The organism is Nocardia sp. NPDC046763 (assembly GCF_040645495.1).
Taxonomy (GTDB): Bacteria; Actinomycetota; Actinomycetes; order Mycobacteriales; family Mycobacteriaceae; genus Nocardia.
The window spans coordinates 1-17,799 of the sequence record NZ_JBEYYI010000029.1; the positions used below are offsets into that span (position 1 = coordinate 1).

Consider the following 17,799-nt stretch of genomic DNA (forward strand, 5'->3'; position numbering starts at 1 on the left):
GGTGCGGGCGAGATTCTCCTTCGATCGCTACGCCGACCGTGCGGCACATCAGGACACACAAGCCATGACCGATGCCGACCTGCTCAATGTCTTCACCGCCAACATCAACCACCCGTGGCGCCCGCCCGGTGGTGGCGTCGCCGGCGCGCTCAGCCATGATGTGATCCACGGCCTCGACATCACCGAGCCGCTGGGGCTCCCCGCGCCGCCACCGGACCGGGTAGCCCTCGTCCTCGGTAATGCCGCAGCGCGCAATCTCGAGTACTTCGGCGTCAATCTTGGCGGTACGCGTCTGGTGGCTTCCGACGCCGATGTCGCCATCGGGGAGGGCCGCGAGGTGAAGCTGCCGGCCAAAGACCTGGTTCTGATCATTACCGGCCGCAAACCTCTGCCCGCATGACGACGCCGCTGCCACCACTGGTCGCGCCCGCCACCCGCGCCCTCGCCGCGGCTGGGATCGCATCCCCTCGACGACCTCGCCCAGCAGACCGAATCCGAGATCGCCGAGCTACACGGGCTGGGCCCCTACTCCGAGACTGCGCTGCTCGGTGGGGAAGGGGCTCTTCGTCCTGGACGATTTCGCGAAGCTGCTGATCACGCAATCCGCACACCGGGCCCGTGGAGGCGGGAACGCTCACGGGCTCGGCTCGGGCAGGAGCCAGGTCACCGTCGTATCCCGGATCGTATGGCTTCTTGTTCGGCCGCTGCTTCCGGCTGACTGTCGACGGTGTGACTGCCGATCAGCCGTGCAATCCGCCGGACCCCAGGCCGTCGCCGCGCAGTGTCGCGATCCGGTGTCGTTCCACCTGTGAGGTATCTGTTCGACCGCGCTTGCTCGGCCAATTCGACCGGCACTACACCCCTGCGGGAAACCATGGCGGTACGGCCGGTGAGGGCCAAGTCCTCCAGATCCGGCGCTTACTCGGCTAACTAATCGCAGATAGTCTGCCGAGTCACCGCAGCTCAGCGGGGCCGTTTCCCCAGGTCGGCCCCGGAATTACCGCGGTGTGATAGGGGCCATCCGTGCACACTCACGGTCGCGAGCTACTGGACGGTGCGCCCCACCGCTTACTCCGGGCATGGTGTTCGACGCGGCAGTGCCGTCAGGAGTACCCCTGACGGCACTGCGCACAATGTCGCGGCCAAAGCCCTGGGTGTTGAGTGGCCGCACATGGCAGGTCAGCAAATCTGGGAGATGTTTGCTGACCTATAACTAATGGTAATGCAGACGCGCAGAGTGGAACATAATCAATTGTCAATCAGAACCCATGTCTGGATTTGAATGTTCGCTGAAAGTGAACCGTTCTTGGTGATCCGGCCTGGCTCACCGAACTGTGGGTTGGTCAGAGTCCCGGATCCGGCGATCAGTCGCGCCGCGACGAGCGGTCCCACCCAGGAGTCGCCACCGTAGCCAGGCCCGTGAGGGCCGGTGACGAGTCACGCTTAGCGGCTGGTCCGTTCGTGTGCCGTGCTCTATCTGGTGCCGTTTCATCCTGGAGATGTCGGGTACGTCTCGTCTGTGAGGTGATTGCGTCATGAGCGAGAACAGGCAACCATTCTCTCCGCCTACATCGGAGCTGGGTCATCGGGTCGACACCGTGAGATCGACCGTGAGCCATCTGGCTGGTGTGACGACTGGCAAGGAGGCGGTCGAGGCATCGGGTCGAGCATTGCGCGACGGAGCCGCGCATGACGAAGAAGACCACGGTGAGAGCGCAGACCAACCTGTCGACGTGGCAACGCATCACCGCCGCACCGTCGACCTCGGGTAGCGGTTCGGCGGAGGTGAGTGATGGTTCAAGGTTTGCTGGTCAGGTTGCCCGCAGTGGGGTTCGACCTCGCTTTGGGGGCGACGATCGGAATGTTGCGCCGGGTTTTGCCGGCGGCAGGTGCCCCGATCCGGGTGGCCGCCGGTGCTGTGAATATCGGTGTGGGCACGGCTGTGCGCGCAGAGGCGGCGGTGTGGGGGACAGCTGTGCGTGTGGGCCGGGTCGGATTGAACGCGGCGATGCCGAGTCGGGGGTACTGGCGGGCCGGATCGCGGGTGCAGCTGCCGTTGCGGCCCGCTGCGGGGGCCACGGTGCGGAGCATGGAGACGGCGGCCAGACGGGTGGCGGCCGGGCTGATCAAACGCCCGGACGTCCTTGCCGCGTACTGGGACGGCGGGCTGGCCCGGCTGGTCGTACAGATGACGCAGGATGCGGTCACCGAGCGGGTGGTTGATCGCGCGACCGAGCTGGCGGCGGGGCAGCAACTGGAACGTCCGGACGAGGATGTTCTCGAGCCCGCCCACCCCGGCCACACCGGAGGCATCCGCTCCGGGGCGCTTGCCCTGGCCTGCGACGCGGTGGGCGTCACAACCGCGCTGGCCGCCCGGACGATGCGGGTGGGGAGCGCGCCGCCTTTGGTCACTGCCGCGGCGGTGCTGCTGCGCGAGGATCCGCGCATACGAAGAATGCTGCGACGCCGTCTGGGACGGTCGGCGACGGATCTGTTGTTGGCCACGGTCAATGCCGCAGCGTTAGCCATCGGTCAGTCACCCATCGCCTTGGCGCTGGACGGCGCGCTGCGGGCGAGCCAGTTGGCCGAGGCCGTCGCCCGGGCTGCTGCTTTCGACGCTGCGCACGACACGGTCTGCGCGCCGGGGCGACTGAGCCTGGCCGGCCGGCAGGCCGCACGCCCGCCGCTGCGGCGGTATCCGGGCGAACGGTTCCGGGAGCAGGCGGTCACCGGAGCTGGGTTCGGTGCGGCCGGAGCGCTGCTGTTCACGGGCGATGTGCAGGAGGCGGCGGAGGCGCTGCTGGCCGGGAACCCGAAGGCTGCCCGTTACGGCCCGGCGGTCTTCGCCGCCACTTTGTGCACCGAACTGGCTCGGGAAGGGGTTCTGGTGCGCAACCTCGACCGCCTCAGGCAGCTGGAGCTGGTCGATACCGTGGTGCTGCACCCGCAGGCGCTGCGAAGCACCCGGCGGACGGTGCTGGACGTCAACACGAATGTGTCGGACTGGGAACATGAGCGGCTGTGGCAGGCCGCGACGGCGGTGCTGGAGTCGGGTGGGGAACTCGACCTGCGGCCGGTACCCGACCAGAGCCCGGCCGCCGAGACCGGGCTGATGATTGCGTCCGAGCGGGGCAGAGACGTCGGCTCCGTCCTGATCGGCTGGGAGATCACCCCACTGGCCGAGGCCGCGCTGGACGCGGCCCGCCGGGCCGGACTGTACGTCGTGATTCAGGACGACGGCACGCTCGGCGACTTCGGCGCGCTGGCCGACGAACTCGTGGGCGCCGAACGGCCGTTGGCCGAGGTGGTGCGGGAGCTCCAGCGCAATGGGCGGGTCGTTCTGACGGTGGCTCACGTTCCCGCCGGCGAGGCCGTGAGCGAGCAGCAACTGGGCCCGGAGGGCTGCGATGTGCTGGCAGGCCTGATGCGCAGCGACATCGCCGTCTCGCTCACCGACGAGCGCAGCGCGGTCGTGTGGGGTGCCGACGTCCTGCTGCTGCACGGCCTCACCGGGGCGTGGCGCATCCTGGCGGCGATCCCCGCCGCGCGCAGGGTCGGAAACCACACCAGGATCTTCGCCGAGGCGGGCGCCGCGCTCGCGGGGCTGATGGTCGTGACCCGGGGTACCCGCTCCAAACGCATCACCTTCCCGCTCGGCGTTCGGCTCGGCCCGGTGAACGCTGCCGCTGCCGCCTCCCTCGTCTCGGGCTGGCGCGCTGCCCTACAGGCCAGTACCGACCGCGCACCACACCCGCCGCCGCGGATACCGTGGCACTCGCTGCAGCCGCAGGAGGCGCTGGCCCGGTTACGAGTCATCCGCACGACCGAGCTGCCCGCGCTGGCTGACGCACGCAACATCGTCCGCTGGGCTGCGCGTCTCCCGATCTTCACTCCGGCGCGCCTGACCATCGGCCTGGTCAGCGCGATCCGGTCTGAACTGCACGATCCGCTCACACCGTTGCTGCTCGTCGGCGCGACCGCCTCCGCTATGTTGGGGTCCACCGTGGACGCGCTGATGGTGCTCAGCGCATTGGGTGTAACCGCACTGGTCGGCGGGCTGCAGCGGTTTCGGGCCGAGCGGGCACTGTCCGGGCTGAAGCGGGAGCAGCGTCGACAAGCTCGCAGAGTGGCTGACTTCGGCCAGGGCGAAACCAGCACGATCGAAGCTGAAAAGTTGACCCTCGGTGAGGTGATCGAGCTCTACACCGGCGACGTGGTACCGGCCGATGCCCGACTGCTGGCGGCGGACGAGTTGGAGGTCGACGAGTCCTCGCTGACCGGGGAGTCGCTGCCGACCACCAAGCAGGTGGACGCCACACCGCAGGTACCGATGGCCGACCGCCACTGCATGGCGTACCAGGGCACCACGGTGGTCGCCGGCCACGGCCGCGCGGTCGTGGTGGGAACCGGCGACGAGACAGAGACCGGCCGGGCGGCTCATCTGGCCTCCCGCACCCCGCCGCCTGCCGGTGTGCAGGCCCGGCTGCACGAGCTGACCGCCGCCATGCTTCCGTTCACCCTGCTCGGCGGCGCAGCCGTGACCGGTTTGTCGCTGCTGCGCGGTCGGCCGGTTCGAGAAGCCGTCCGCGGCGGGCTGGCAGTCGCGGTGGCTGCCGTCCCGGAGGGCCTGCCGCTGGTCGCGACCGTCGCGCAACTGGCGGCGACTCGACGCCTCGGCCGGATCGGCATCCTGGTCCGCACCCCGCGGGCCCTGGAGGCGCTCGGCCGGATGGACACCATCTGCTTCGACAAGACCGGCACGCTCACCGAGAACCGCCTGCACGTGGTGCGCCTGGCCACCCCGGACGGGATCGAGCACCCAGCCGACTCCACCGACGCAGCCCCGTTGCTCCATGCCGCCGCGCTGTCCTGCCGCACCCCCGACCACGAGGCGGGCATCCACGCCCACTCCACCGACGAGGCGATCCTCGCCGCAACCCCGCCCGGATCACCATGGACGCCCGTGGAGGTTCAGCCCTTCGAAGCCAGCCGGGGGTACGCCGCCGCCGTCGCGACCGATGCGGCGGGCACCCGGATGCTGCTGGCGAAGGGCGCGCCCGAAGTTGTCCTGCCCGCCTGTAAAGACAGTGTCGGCGACGCGAAAGCACAGTCCCTGGCCAGCAGTGGCCTGCGGGTGCTGGCAGTCGCCGGCCGCCGGTTGCCGCGCCACAACGAGTCCGACGATTTGCTCGCACGACCACTGGCCGACCTGGACCTGCTCGGCTTCCTCGCCCTGGCCGACACCCCGCGCCGCAGCTCCGCACCACTGGTGACCGACCTGCGCCGCAGCGGTATCCGGCCCGTCATGCTGACCGGCGACCACCCGCAGACGGCTCGCGCTGTCGCGCTTCAGCTCGGCTGGCCCGACGATGTCACGGTGGTCACCGGCGATGAGCTGGCTGCCCAGGACCGGGCCGGCCGGACGTGTCTGCTGCGGAACAGCGACGTGGTGGCCCGCGTCGCACCCGAGCAGAAGGTCCACGTGATCGAGGGCCTCCGGGCAGCCGGGCGCGTGGTGGCCATGGTCGGCGACGGCGCCAACGACGCTGCCGCGATCCGCACCGCCGATATCGGAGTCGGCATCGCCGTCCACGGCTCGGCGGCGGCGCGGAATGCGGCCGACCTGGTAATCACCAGCGATGAGCTGACCGTGCTGATCGACGCCGTCGCCGAAGGCCGGGCACTGTGGCGCAGCGTCGCGGACGCGATCAGCGTGCTGATCGGCGGCAATGCCGGCGAGATCGGCTTCTCCGTGCTCGGCACACTGCTGTCCGGCGCGTCGCCGCTGTCCACCCGCCAGATCCTGCTGGTCAACCTATTGACCGACATGTTCCCGGCCATGGCCCTCGCGGTCACCCCGAGGGACGAGACAGCCCAGGAGAAACACGCCGTCGACAGCGGCCGCATCGGCGTCGCGGAACTCGGCGAGCCCCTGACCCGGCAAATCCGCCGCCGCGGCATCACCACGACACTCGCCGCGACCACGGCCTGGCTGATCGGCACCCTCACCCCGGGCACCGCGCGGCGAACCAGCACGATGGCACTGTGCGGGGTCGTCGGTGCCCAGCTCATCCAGACCGCAACCGGACGACGAAACAGCCCGCTCGTCCTGATCACGGTCATCGGCTCGGCCACCGCCCTGATCGCACTGATCGAGACACCACTGGTCAGCCAGTTCTTCGGCTGCACCCCGCTCGGCCCATTCGCCTGGGCCGGCGTCGCCACCGCAATGGGCGTCGCCGCGTTCGGACCACGCCTGAACCCGACGCTGGAACAACTAGCACAATCACTCACTCCGCAAAAGAACTGACCATCGACGCCGAGACGACAACCCGCCAGGAATCCGACGCGCCAACGGGGGGTTCCGTAGGACTCGCGCGGGAATCACCGAAGCTTGCTGGAGGCCTGACCTACGTGCGTCATAAAACGGACCCCATCCCGCCGGTTCGGGAATTCAGAACTTGTCCGGGAACTGGGTGATGATGCCCTGGCTGAGGGTGTCGGAGACATCCATCATGTGCGCCTTGGCCATGTCGAACTCGGCGGTCGCATCGCTGTGGTTACCGCCGATGACGGCGGCCGCGTAAGCGACGGTCTGGTCGATGTGGGTGCTCATCGCCGCACGCATGTCCTGTTGCGACCAGTTGGGGTTGATCGAAGCGAAGAAGTCGGCGATGTCTCGAGCGTTGGTGTGCCAGACCGCGACTGCCGTGTCGAGTGCCTGTTGGTTGCCGATCTTGGCGGCGGTGAGGACTGGCACAGCCTCCAAGATGTGGACGGCCAGCAGGCCGGTGAGCCGCCCGGCGACCTCCTGGCCGTAGTACGGTGCGAACGCGTTACCGATGGCGACCTGGTTGTGGAGCAGTCGGTCCAGACTGGGCAACAGTGCGACGGGGTTGTCGGCGAACGCGACCACGACCGACCAGGTCCGGTCCATGTGCTGACCCCATAGCGTCCGCATCTCGGTATAGAGGCTGGTTTGCGCTTCCGCGGTGGGCGAGGCGTGGAACGCCTGCGCCGACGCGATTGCCGCAGAATTCAATGCGGGGAGAATGCCGCTGGACAATGCGAGAGCTGTCATCGTCGCCCCAATAACCGCGCGGTAACGGGTAGTGTGCTGGATGGGTATGATGATGCCTTGCTGAAAGAATTCACCGTTGTCGAAGAATTCACCGTTGTCGGGCCATGATGCGCTGCCGACCTGGACTGGTCCTACCCGACAGCCGTAGTTTACCCGCGATTCCCACTATAAATCGCATTGTACGATAAATGCCGTCGACTGCGAGCCCGCTCGCGATCATTTCGGGTATTCGAAGGCCGGGCGGAATTGTGAACCGCCCGGCTGTGTCGACCACTTCGATTCGGTTCTGTTGGAGATCATCGCGATCAGAATGGTAAGAGCAGGCCGATCGAGGCACCGATGACAGCGCCGACCGCGCAACCGACAACGGCGCCGACGACGAAGAACCAGATACCCACGGCAACGCCGATCGCGCAGCCGATCGCCGCACCCAGCAGGGCGCCACCGAGCAGGGCATCATGCATCAGGCCCTGCACCTCGGGTGCCACCGCACCGGGTTGCGGCTCGCCGGCTGCCGGTGTCAGCGTCAGCGTCCTTGCCGACGGGTCGACCGACGGTGTGACGCTGAAGTTCTGGCCCGTCTCCATCCGCAGTGTCGTCGGGATCGCGCCGACGATCGTGCCGTCGTCGGCGAGCACGTTGACTGCCGCTGGCGTCACTTCGAATCTGCCGGAGGCCAGATCGACGACTGCGCTGCTGTGATCCGCGGCCAGGGTCGTGGTGTAGGCGACAGGACCGTCTGTTCCGTTCATCGTGAGGCTTGCCAGAGTGCCCTCACCATGCGCTGTGCCCATTGCAATGCCGGTGGACGCGACGGCGAACATTGTGGTCGCCGCTAGTTTCTTGACAATCATAGGGAGTCCAATCATCGGACCAATGTGCGGATGCTTCCCCCCGGGCGGGCGACGTTGACCGTCACACCTGATCTTCCTCCTCGACGTAATGCGATGTCGATAGCCACGCATCGGGTGCGGGCTGAATGCCAGCGAAAGCACTTTGTTGCTGGGAAATTCAAACAGCTTTGGCACTGTGGCAGATCCGCGAGTTCACGGCTCCTGCTGGAGGAAGGTTGCGGCATCGTTGCCACACGGAAGTCTGGTGTCAGGAATGGGCTGAGGTGGGTGTGTGCGGGGCGCTATCGACATTTGCATGCCAGCTGTCGACGATGCCGTCGCAGTCACCCGCACGCACTGACCGATAGTTCGGCGTCGCATCGAAATAGATGTATGTGCCCATCCTCGAAGAGCGGTGAGCCACCGCCATGGTTTACCGGGACTCGGTAATGGGTGGCTGTCGCGGGTCAGGACGTTGTTGACGCGCAAGCCGTCCAAGGGCAGGTGGCCGGAGCGCATCACGCAGCCCTGACGGAAGGTTTGACCAGCGCCTTCCATGCCCTCGGCCTCGTCCTTGCGGCCCTGTCCACGCTCGGCGCGGTTCTCACCTACCTCGCGCTCGCACCCCACCGCGCTACTGAGCAGCCACAACGAGTCCGACGATTTGCTCGCACGACCACTGGCCGACCTGGACCTGCTCGGCTTCTTCGCCCTGGCCGACACCCCGCGCTGCACGCCCAAATGAGAACGGACGGCCGACCGCTGGGACCGGATTCACCGATTGCCTCATCGTCGCGGTCACGGGCGAACTCGACATGGACGGGTTGCCCGCGTTCCGGAGCTGTTGTCCGTTGCCGTTGCCGTCGATACCGCGCCGCCCGCGGTGATCGTGGATCTGCGTCATGCACAATGCGGTCGTGCTGCTCGATGCTGTTCCGCGTGCCACCCGGCGTGGTGTCGGCATTCTCGTACCGAGCGCGCCGTGCGCGGTTGAACGGGTGCTCGACGTGACCGGGGTAGGGACCCTGGTCCATCGCGAACAGGACCGGTCGAGCAACTGATCGGCAGATTCGGCACGGGCCGGCTTTTGACAATGCACGAACGAATTCCTGATCGATGAGTTCCGGCGGTTTCCCGCCCGCTTCGCGGGGTACGCGATCAACGAAAACGGGGACCGATCGCAAACGGGACGGGATTGATTCGATGGGGTGGTGAACGATGAGTGAATCGCTACAGAGTGACGGGATCGGCGACGGCCGAGCGCCGAGCCCGGTATTCACCGACCAGCAGAACAACGGTAAGGCGCACCGGTTCATCGCCGCCGCGGCGCTGGAGTCGCCCGTGCTGACCGGTCAGGTGGCGCTGCGGATCCCGGCCGACGCCGGGCACCTGGCGATGCTGCGCGCGCTCGCCGAAACCATCACGCTCGCAGCCGATTTCACGATCGATGTGGTGACCGATGTGCGGGTCGCACTGGACGAGGTGGCGACGACGTTGATCGCGGCCGCCGTCCCGGACGCCTCGATCGAGTGTGAATTCCGGTTCGACGAACAGCGTGTCCGGGTGCGCGTGGGCACGGTGACCGGGAGCGATGCCGCATTGATCGAGCACAGCTTCGGCTGGCATTTCGTGGAAACACTGACCGATTCGATCGCGGTGAGCAGTGCGGAATTCGACGTGGTGCAGTGCGGGTACCCGGTCGTCGTGGAGCTCACCCGGCTCCGTGGGGAAACTCTCCCGGGATAACCGGGGGCAGGAATTCGTTCGGTGTCCCAGCGTCACGATTCGACGACCTCGGATGACGAAGGGTCAGCCGGGCAGTCCGGCGCGCCGACCGTCAACGGTTCCGGCGCGTACGACGTCGTCCGTCCGGGTCTGGTGATCGGGGCGCTGGGGGTGGTGTTCGGGGACATCGGGACCAGCCCGATCTATACCCTGCGAACGGTGTTCGATCCGTTGGATCCGCACCCGGTCCCGGTGGACCCTGTCAACGTGGACGGCGTTGTGTCGCTGGTGTTCTGGTCGCTGCTGATCATCGTGACGGTCACCTATGTGCTGCTGGCGATGCGGGCCGACAACGACGGCGAGGGCGGGATCATGGCGCTGATCACGCTGGTGCGGCGCTGGGCCGCGCGCGGCGGGCACCCGGCGGCCATCCTGGCGGCGCTCGGAATCTTCGGCGCGGCACTGTTCTTCGGCGACAGCATGATCACCCCGGCCATCTCGGTGCTGTCGGCGGTTGAGGGGCTCGAGGTGGTGGAACCGCCGCTGGCGCCGGCCGTTGTGCCGATCACCGCGCTGATCATCGTGCTGCTGTTCGTGTTTCAGCATCGCGGGACGGCGTCGGTGGGCCGGTTGTTCGGCCCGGTCATGGTGGTGTGGTTCCTCGCGATCGGAGCGTGCGGCATCGGCGGGATCCGGCAGCAGCCGGGGATCCTGAAGGCGCTGTGGCCGGGCTACGCGCTCGGCTTCCTCGCCGGGCACTTCGCCGTCGCCTTCTTCGCACTGGCCGCCATCGTCCTGGCCGTCACCGGTGCCGAGGCGCTGTACGCGGATCTGGGGCACTTCGGTCGCCGATCCATCACCACCGCTTGGCTCTTGCTGGTGCTGCCCGCCTGTCTGCTCAGCTACTTCGGGCAGGCCGCCCTGGTACTCGGGACCCGCGGGCACGTCGCGAGCCCGTTCTTCCTGCTGGTCCCAGGCTGGGGGCGATTGCCGATGGTCGCGCTGGCCACCGCGGCGACGGTGATCGCCTCCCAGGCGGTGATCACGGGCGCGTACTCGGTGGCTTCGCAGGCCGCCCGGATCGGGTACCTGCCACGGCTGCGCATCGCGCACACCTCGGAGTCGACACCCGGGCAGATCTACGTGCCGTGGATCAACTGGCTGCTCCTGGTCTCGGTGCTCACACTGGTCTTCGCCTTCCGTAGTTCGACCGCGCTGGCCTTCGCGTTCGGCATGGCGGTGACGTGCACGATCACCATCACGACCCTGCTACTCGGTTACCTCGCGCATGCGAAATGGGGACTGCCGCTGTGGCTGGTCGTCGTGGTCTGGACGCCGCTGCTGACAGTGGACCTGCTGTTCGTCGCGGCCAATCTGACCAAGCTGGTCCGCGGGGCCTGGCTGCCGCTGCTGATCGGACTCGCCGTGTTCACGGTCATGACGACATGGCAGCGCGGGCGCGAGGTGGTCGCCGCCGAGCGGGGTCGGCTGGAAGGGTCGCTGCGCGAGTTCGTCGACGAGCTGTGGCACGACAGGTCGCGGTTGACGATCGTCGACCGGACGGCGGTATTCCTCAACCGCAGCAAGGAAACCGTTCCGCTGGCCTTGCATGCGAATGTCGAACACAACGGTGTCCGGCATCGCCACACCGTCATCGTGTCGGTCGACACCGAGCCGGTGCCACGGGTTTCGCCGAACGACCGCGTGCGGATCGATCACCTCGGCTACCGCGACGACGGCATCGTCCACGTGACCGTGCGGGTCGGCTATATGGAACACCCCGATGTCCCGAAGGCGCTGGCCGGGCTGGATCCGGACGAGACAGAAGGCGAACTCGACCTCGACCGGGCGTCCTACTTCCTGTCCGAGATCGAGTTGCGCGCCGCGGCGAAGCCCGTCATGTCCCGGTGGCGCACCAGGCTTTTCATCGCCAGCAGCTATATCTCGGCCGACGTCGCCGACTACTTCCGGCTGCCCCGCCACCGCACGGTGATCCTGGGCGAGCGCATCGAAGTGTGACACCGCAGATCAGAGTCCGCTGATCATGGTTCTGATCTGGTTCAGCGGGTGTGCCGCCGATATGCCCAGCTATTCCGCCGATGGGCAGGCGATCGGCGCGAGCTATGAACCGGGGCTGGTCATACTGGCCGGAAACGGCGCGGTTGAACCTCGCCGCGGACGATTGGCAGCGGCGAACTGCTGCTCGTGTTGCCCGAGCCCCTTCCGATCGAGATCCAGGCCATCACATGGGGCAGAACCGAATTCGCGTGGATCGACAGTATGCACGTCGCACTGCTGGCGTTCCGGTTCGACGACGGCATCGGCTGGTCCGATCTTGCGTATTCACCGCATCGGGAGAAGCTTCCGCACGGGTTCGCCGTCTGTGACCTGGATACCGAGCTGGCATTGCGGGGCTTGCTCGTCGATGCCAGGACCGGTGTGATCCTCGCTGTCCGCCGCACGATATGGCCCGCTCACTTCGCCCAGGTGGTGCGCTTGTCGGCCGCGCGGCTGTGCCGGAGCTGGTACAGCGAGACCGACGCGGACTGTGAACAGGACGCGTTGTACCTGCGCTACCGCCGGATGCCGAACTGGTCGAGATGAACGGGGTAGTCGTCACCACGGCGTCGGGGCGTGACACGTCCGATCGGTTCGCCGACGTCTTCGCGGAACTGCTTGCCCGGCACCGGATCTGGCGTCGCGCCACCCACGCCGTCCCGGCCTGACCACGGACGGCCACCGCGCGGCCCTTCTTCAGGGCTGGGCGGTTGAGGTCAGCTGGATGCGCTGGAACGGGTGGCGGGCACGGGCGGGGCCGGATGGAGCTCGTAGACCGCGTAGGCGGTGCCCAGCACGGGCTGGGCAACATTGCGGACCGGTATCCCACCGGGCGTCTCGCCGTGCTCGGTGCCCGCGTGGGCGTGGCCGTGCAGGGCGAGGTCGGCGCCGGCCGTGTCCATGGCCTCACCGAGCAGGTAGGAACCAAGGAAGGGATAGATCTCGCGGGGCTCGCCGACGAGGGTGGCCTCGATGGGCGAGTAGTGGGTCAGGGCGACGCGGATGTCGGTGTCGAGCGCAGTCAGCGCCGCGTGCAGTGCGTTGGCGAGATCAACGGTGTGCGAGGCGAATTCCCGCATCAGGGGTTCGCCGAAGACGCTCGCGCACCGGCCCGCGAAGCCGCCACCGAAGCCTTTCGTCCCGGCGATGCCGAGCACTGTCCCGTCGATGCTGAAAGCGACGCTGGTGCCCTCGAGCACCACGATTCCGGCATCCGTGAGGACGGCGGCGACCTCTTCCGCGGCATCCCCGTGATGATCGTGATTGCCGAGCACCGCCGCCACCGGGATGCCCAGCCCGGAGAACTCGCGCGCGACCACCTTGGCCTCGGCCACGGTGCCGCACCTCGTCAGGTCCCCAGCGAGAAGCAGGACATCCGCGTGCCGGTGCAGGTCCTCGAGCGCGTGCCGGTACAGGCCCTGCGAATCGGGGCCCACGTGCACATCGCCTACGGCCGCTATTCGCATGTGCCACTGTCCTTTCCGGGATCACATCCCGAGCGTTTCGACGGTCCCGGGTGTCTCCGGCGAGGTCACACGGACCTCGTTGCGGATTCGGGATTCGGGAAGTTGTTCGCGTACGACGAGTTCCACCTGCCGCCGGCGTTCCTCGGTGGTCACCGTGCCGGTCAGCACCACGGTGCCGTCGTCGAGCCGCACCTGGACGCCGAGTTCGGAGGTCCGGGGATCCTCGGCGAGCGCTCGATGTACGTGCGCCGTGTCGTATTGCGGGAAGTCGGTCATGACGGCACTACTCCGATCACATCGAGGTCGGCCAGCAGGCCGAAGAATGCACGGGCATAGGGCGAGTGCCGGGTCTGTACACGCACCTCAGTCCAGCCGACCTGCTCGCGCAGGTCCCGGGCGATCCGGAGCAGCGGCGCCAGATCCAGCCGGTGCGCGTCGAACACCAGCATCTTGTCGATCATCAGATCGGTCCCGCTGATGACCGGCGCCACCGCCGACCCGACGCGCATGACCTCGGCGCGATCCAGCATCTCGTCGGTGACCTCGCGATCGTTGGGGCGGTAGATCAGGTCGATGAGGACGTCGCGGTCGTAGGCCTTGGTGAGCCAGTCCTCAGGGGCGTCGGCAACGCGCAAGCCGCCCGCGACCAGGGCGCTGCGGGCCCGGGAGACATCGGCGGGCTTGATGAACAGGTCCACATCGTGTTCGGATGCCGGACCGCCGCGGGCGTACACCGCGCAGCCGCCGGCCACCGCGAATCGGATATCGGTCTGCGCGAGCGTGTTCACCGCACTGGTCAGCGCGTGCAGCAGTTTGTCGAGGGAGGTGGCCATAGTGGCGCGATACCCGCTGCGGCCTCCATCAATCACTGCGGGTGCGTCCGTATCCCGCGCGGTTGGGAGGAGGGTCAGGCGCGGTGGGCGATCAGCAGGTCGGCCGACCACTCGGCGGCCGATTCCACGGCGGTGTGGTCGGTCGGGCCGAAGCCGTTGCACCGTTCGCCGTATACGGTCAGCACGCCGATCACCGCTCCGTCGCGCCATACGGGCTCGCACAGCAGCGACCGGACCCCGAACGGCCTGATCTCGAATGCGTTATCGGCCCAGCACCTTTCTAGAGTGATATCGGCGAACAGAATCGTGCGCTCGAATCGGGCGCAGCCCGGCACGGCTGAGCCTGCAAAACATCAGGCCTCCTCGACCAGCTTCGCCTGCGGGCTGGACCAGTCCAGCGCGATGAGCTCGCCGTTCTCATATGCGGTGATGCCGACCATCGGCCGCCCGGACAGTGCCCGTGACACCAGCACCGCGACGCTCTTCAGCGGTTGATCGGCCCGGATCCGGATCGGTCGACTGTCGCTGTGAAACCTGCACCTGTCCTGGGTTCCCGGGTCTGGTCGGTGCGGAAACGCCGGGTATCCGAGGGGAAGCACCGCGACCGCTACTTCTTCGGCACGAGAATGCCGGTCAGGTCCGCGTCCCGGATCGGGGTGTCCGGATTGCGCTGGGCCCGGCACATGAGCGTGATGGCCGCGATCGAGCCGTCGACGGTGTCCGGATCCGCTGTCGGCGTCACCTTCGTGTCCTTCTCGAGGTATTTGCGGACGGTGATCCGCTGCTTGCTCTGATCCTGCGCCATGAATTCGCTGCACGGGGTGCTGCCGCCCTTGTTGACGACCTCTTTCGCCTGCTCGCAGCCCCCGAGGAGGGGAATGAGCAGGACAGCGGCCGCCAGGATCGGGGTGCGGAGTGCGTATCGGGACATCGGAGACACTTCCTCGGTTCGGCCACCCGATTGCCCTGTCTCCTGGACTCGAAACAATGTGGCCGAGAGCCCGTTTCGCCTCGGAACCCTCGGGTAGGTCCCGAATGTCCCTGCAATCCGACATACGGAGGTACATCCCATGTCCGAGCACGAGAAGAGCGGAGCCCGCGAAGGCGTCGAAGGCGTGGTCGAGGGCGTCAAAGGCGCGGCCAAAGAGGCTGCGGGCAAGGTTTTCGGCAACGCGGGGCTGCGTGAAGAGGGCCGCGCTCAGCAGGACAAAGCCCAAGCCCAGCGCGACGCCGCCAAGCGGGAGGCCCAGGCCGAGAAGGACCGTGCCCTTGCCCGGGCCCAAGAAGCGCGTCAGCGGGCGCAGCAGAATCGGTGATCGGTCGTGGCCGATCGAAACGACAAGGACGTGATCGACCTGCTGGTGGCACAGCACGGCCAGATCAAAGCACTGCTACAACAGGTCCACCTGACGGTGGGCCCGGTCCGGCAGCAGGCCTTCGATGATCTCGTGCGGCTACTGGCGGTGCACGAGTGCGCCGAGAGAGAGGTCGTGCATCCGGCCTCGCGGCAGCACGCGGTAAGCGGTGAGATCGTCGACCGCCGGCTGCACGAAGAACAAGCGGCTGAGCAGGACTTGGCGAGGCTCTACGACCTCGGCCTCGGGCATCCGGAATTCGATTCCACCTTCGCGTCGTTCGCCGAGAAGGTGATCGAGCACGTGGAGCTCGAGGAGAAGGAGGAGCTCGGCGAGTTGCAGCTGCGGGCGTCCAATGACGAGCGAGTCCAGCTCGCGAGCGTGGTGCGCTTCGCCGAGGCGCTCGCACCCACCCGGCCGCACCCCGAAGTGGGTGGATCCCTGGCCGGGACTCTGCTGGTCGGCCCACCGCTGGTGGTGTTCGACCGGATCCGTGATGCCATCGGTGAATGGCGTCGGCAGAGCAGCAACGCCTAGCGCGCCGCGTCTCGCGAAATCGGTACCGAAATCCCCTGGCCTGCAACCGAACAGGCCGGGGGACTTCCGGGTGTTAGCGCGAACTTCGGCGATACGATCCTTTTCAAGAAGGCAGGTCGGCGGGGTGCCGGTGGCAGCCCTCCAAAGTGACATTCGCCAACTCGGTGACGACATCGCCGACGTCTCGACGCATGTGGAAGGCCTCGAGTTGACGACGCGCGCCATTGCCGCAGGTGAGAACGGTCTGGATGGTTCTGGCGACGAAGTCGCGGTCCCCCAGCTCCTCGAGTGCCGGCTCGATGTGATCGACGAGTTCGGCGAGTAGCGTGCGAACCGGCATGACACTGCCGTTCACGGGGTGGACACCGTTGCCGTCGAGGCCCATACGAGCAGCCTTCCAGTACGCCGCGCGCAGCATTCTTTGCTGGACCGGGGCTGCGACGATCCCCTGCTCCAATGACCTTCGCGCGGTCATTACCGTGACTCGCAACAGGGTGTCGAGCAGGGCGGTGGCCTCGACCGTAGCGGGGATGTCGCTGACTCGGATCTCGACGGTCGGATAGTTCAAGGACGGACGGACGTCCCAGTACACCATCGTATCGTCGAGAATGCTGCCGCTCGAATCATCGTGGCGACCAGGGCGTCGTAATCCTCCGTCGACGCGAAATAGGGTGGAGGTCCGGCGCTGGGCCAGCGTTGCCACAGAATGTTTCGCCAACTGGCGAACCCGCTGCCGACGCTGCGGTAGATCGCGGAATTCGCGGTCAGTGCCAGGAACAGCGGCAACCAGAGGCGCAGGTGGTTGCTGACCTGGAGGGCAGTTTCCCGATCCGGAATCGCGACGTGAACATGGCAGCCGCAGAGCCCTGCTCGTGGGCGAGCAGGCCGAAATGTTCCTCGATGCGCCAGCCGCGGGGTGTGTCGGTGAACGGGAACTGGTGCGGCACGGTCGGCGGAATGGCCACCGCGAGCAGCCGAGCGCCGTTCTGCTCGGCGCAGGATGTCACACCGAGACGTAACGCGCGCAATTCCTGAATCAACTCGGCAGTGCTGGAGTGCATTCGGGTATTGGTCTCCACCTGGCATCGGGTGAGTTCCAGCTTCAGGTCGATCCCGCTCTCGGCGACGGTCCGTGTCACCTCGGCGTTGTTCACGGCGGGCGCACCGGTCACAGGGTCCGCAATCAGGAATTCTTCCTCAACGCCGACGGTCGACAGCGCGGCGTCCATTGCCATGAAGTTACTCGCGGGGCACGTGTTGCTTGTCCGGAACACCGTCGAACGGCCTCGTTAGGCCTGTACTCGGCGGGGTATCCGGTCCTCGAGAGAGAGAAGGAAATATATCGCGACTGCCCTGATCTGGAACCTACGCCAGCTGCGCGACAGTCGAACAAGGAGATGCGAAGTGAGAACATACGCAAACAATCGCTGGCTGTGGCGTGGGGGACGACGCACGAGTGCGGGCCGCCTCGTCATGGTGCTGGTGCTTGCGTGGCTGATCATCGGTGCCGTGGCAGCGGGTCAACGGCACTATTACGACAGCGCGCCATCCAACTGCGCAAGCGCCGGAACAATCGCGGTGACCATCATCGCGGGCCCGCTGAACTACCTCGGCGTGAACCCGAAAATCGACACCTGCCATGTCAATGTGCCGCAGCCTAGTCAATGAGCAACCCCGTCAAGCCGGTGTGGCGGCGAATGACGCACGTCGGACGTGATCCGCGACAAAATGAGGAGACCCCGACGACTACCGCGCGCGAAATCATGACGCCGGACTGCCGCTGTGTACGGTCGACCGATACGGTGGTCGATGCCGCACGCATGACGGCGGAGCTGCGCGTCGGCGTCTTGCCGATCGTCGGCGAGGACTCCCGGTTGCACGGCATCCTGACGACCGAGATATCGCTGTGAA

The 17,799-nt window shown here is 67.0% G+C and carries 19 protein-coding genes and 1 pseudogene; 12 read left to right on the forward strand and 8 right to left on the reverse strand.

Translation table 11 applies throughout. The features are described from left to right. A partial coding sequence (locus ABZ909_RS34395) for a hypothetical protein (RefSeq protein WP_357008256.1) occupies window positions 1-400 on the forward strand: 400 nt, incomplete at its 5' end. A 1,608-nt stretch (window positions 401-2,008) separates the two neighbouring features. Then, window positions 2,009-6,310: a cation-translocating P-type ATPase gene (locus tag ABZ909_RS34400; protein WP_357008258.1), complete on the forward strand. Its 4,302-nt coding sequence runs from the start codon at window positions 2,009-2,011 to the stop codon at window positions 6,308-6,310. Between the two features lie 144 nt (window positions 6,311-6,454). Here the strand turns inward: ABZ909_RS34400 and ABZ909_RS34405 are convergent, their stop codons facing one another. Further along, window positions 6,455-7,081, reverse strand: coding sequence for a hypothetical protein (locus tag ABZ909_RS34405; RefSeq protein ID WP_357008259.1), 627 nt, complete (start codon window positions 7,079-7,081; stop codon window positions 6,455-6,457). Window positions 7,082-7,386: 305 nt separating this feature from the next. Further along, entirely contained in the window at window positions 7,387-7,935 is a 549-nt protein-coding gene (locus ABZ909_RS34410) for a hypothetical protein (protein ID WP_357008262.1), read from the reverse strand. Between the two features lie 535 nt (window positions 7,936-8,470). Between ABZ909_RS34410 and ABZ909_RS34415 the strand changes: the two genes are divergently transcribed. The 6 genes from ABZ909_RS34415 to ABZ909_RS34440 all read left to right on the forward strand — a co-directional run bounded on the left by ABZ909_RS34415 (window position 8,471) and on the right by ABZ909_RS34440 (window position 12,365). Continuing rightward, the gene (locus ABZ909_RS34415) at window positions 8,471-8,659 is read left to right on the forward strand and encodes a hypothetical protein (RefSeq protein WP_357008264.1); all 189 of its coding nucleotides are present in this window, start codon (window positions 8,471-8,473) and stop codon (window positions 8,657-8,659) included. A 157-nt stretch (window positions 8,660-8,816) separates the two neighbouring features. Beyond that, the gene (locus tag ABZ909_RS34420; protein ID WP_357008266.1) at window positions 8,817-8,975 is read left to right on the forward strand and encodes a hypothetical protein; all 159 of its coding nucleotides are present in this window, start codon (window positions 8,817-8,819) and stop codon (window positions 8,973-8,975) included. 157 nt (window positions 8,976-9,132) lie between these two features. After that, window positions 9,133-9,660 (forward strand): anti-sigma factor, encoded by a 528-nt coding sequence (locus tag ABZ909_RS34425; RefSeq protein WP_357008267.1) that lies wholly within the window; start codon window positions 9,133-9,135, stop codon window positions 9,658-9,660. A gap of 132 nt (window positions 9,661-9,792) precedes the next feature. Continuing rightward, window positions 9,793-11,658 carry a KUP/HAK/KT family potassium transporter gene (locus ABZ909_RS34430; RefSeq protein ID WP_357008592.1) on the forward strand — a complete coding sequence of 622 codons (1,866 nt, stop codon included), beginning with the start codon at window positions 9,793-9,795 and terminating at the stop codon, window positions 11,656-11,658. 261 nt (window positions 11,659-11,919) lie between these two features. Next, the gene (locus ABZ909_RS34435; RefSeq protein WP_357008268.1) at window positions 11,920-12,243 is read left to right on the forward strand and encodes a hypothetical protein; all 324 of its coding nucleotides are present in this window, start codon (window positions 11,920-11,922) and stop codon (window positions 12,241-12,243) included. Beyond that, window positions 12,240-12,365 carry a hypothetical protein gene (locus tag ABZ909_RS34440; protein ID WP_357008269.1) on the forward strand — a complete coding sequence of 42 codons (126 nt, stop codon included), beginning with the start codon at window positions 12,240-12,242 and terminating at the stop codon, window positions 12,363-12,365. The genes ABZ909_RS34435 and ABZ909_RS34440 overlap by 4 nt, the downstream gene beginning before the upstream one ends. Window positions 12,366-12,413: 48 nt before the next feature. Here the strand turns inward: ABZ909_RS34440 and ABZ909_RS34445 are convergent, their stop codons facing one another. The 5 genes from ABZ909_RS34445 to ABZ909_RS34465 all read right to left on the reverse strand — a co-directional run bounded on the left by ABZ909_RS34445 (window position 12,414) and on the right by ABZ909_RS34465 (window position 14,927). After that, on the reverse strand, window positions 12,414-13,163 hold the full coding sequence (locus ABZ909_RS34445; protein WP_357008271.1) for a metallophosphoesterase: 750 nt from the start codon (window positions 13,161-13,163) through the stop codon (window positions 12,414-12,416). 21 nt (window positions 13,164-13,184) lie between these two features. Beyond that, on the reverse strand, window positions 13,185-13,439 hold the full coding sequence (locus ABZ909_RS34450) for a BON domain-containing protein (RefSeq protein ID WP_357008273.1): 255 nt from the start codon (window positions 13,437-13,439) through the stop codon (window positions 13,185-13,187). After that, complete coding sequence (locus ABZ909_RS34455; RefSeq protein WP_357008275.1) at window positions 13,436-13,996, reverse strand: hypothetical protein; 561 nt, start codon at window positions 13,994-13,996, stop codon at window positions 13,436-13,438. Before ABZ909_RS34455 ends, ABZ909_RS34450 begins: the two co-directional genes overlap by 4 nt. Before the next feature lie 74 nt (window positions 13,997-14,070). Then, complete coding sequence (locus ABZ909_RS34460; protein WP_357008277.1) at window positions 14,071-14,331, reverse strand: GAF domain-containing protein; 261 nt, start codon at window positions 14,329-14,331, stop codon at window positions 14,071-14,073. Window positions 14,332-14,603: 272 nt separating this feature from the next. Next, the gene (locus ABZ909_RS34465) at window positions 14,604-14,927 is read right to left on the reverse strand and encodes a hypothetical protein (protein WP_357008280.1); all 324 of its coding nucleotides are present in this window, start codon (window positions 14,925-14,927) and stop codon (window positions 14,604-14,606) included. A 139-nt stretch (window positions 14,928-15,066) separates the two neighbouring features. Between ABZ909_RS34465 and ABZ909_RS34470 the strand changes: the two genes are divergently transcribed. Together ABZ909_RS34470 and ABZ909_RS34475 are read left to right on the forward strand one after the other, a co-directional pair. Continuing rightward, window positions 15,067-15,312 (forward strand): CsbD family protein, encoded by a 246-nt coding sequence (locus ABZ909_RS34470; protein WP_357008283.1) that lies wholly within the window; start codon window positions 15,067-15,069, stop codon window positions 15,310-15,312. 6 nt (window positions 15,313-15,318) lie between these two features. Then, window positions 15,319-15,888 carry a hemerythrin domain-containing protein gene (locus ABZ909_RS34475; protein ID WP_357008286.1) on the forward strand — a complete coding sequence of 190 codons (570 nt, stop codon included), beginning with the start codon at window positions 15,319-15,321 and terminating at the stop codon, window positions 15,886-15,888. Window positions 15,889-15,991: 103 nt separating this feature from the next. Here ABZ909_RS34475 and ABZ909_RS34480 read toward each other — a convergent pair. Further along, window positions 15,992-17,117: pseudogene (locus ABZ909_RS34480) on the reverse strand (glutamate--cysteine ligase). Window positions 17,118-17,361: 244 nt separating this feature from the next. Between ABZ909_RS34480 and ABZ909_RS34485 the strand changes: the two are divergent. Together ABZ909_RS34485 and ABZ909_RS34490 are read left to right on the forward strand one after the other, a co-directional pair. After that, window positions 17,362-17,556, forward strand: a complete 195-nt coding sequence (locus ABZ909_RS34485; RefSeq protein ID WP_357008594.1) for a hypothetical protein — start codon at window positions 17,362-17,364, stop codon at window positions 17,554-17,556. Further along, complete coding sequence (locus ABZ909_RS34490) at window positions 17,553-17,798, forward strand: CBS domain-containing protein (protein WP_357008289.1); 246 nt, start codon at window positions 17,553-17,555, stop codon at window positions 17,796-17,798. The genes ABZ909_RS34485 and ABZ909_RS34490 overlap by 4 nt, the downstream gene beginning before the upstream one ends. The last annotated feature ends 1 nt before the right edge of the window (window position 17,799 follow it).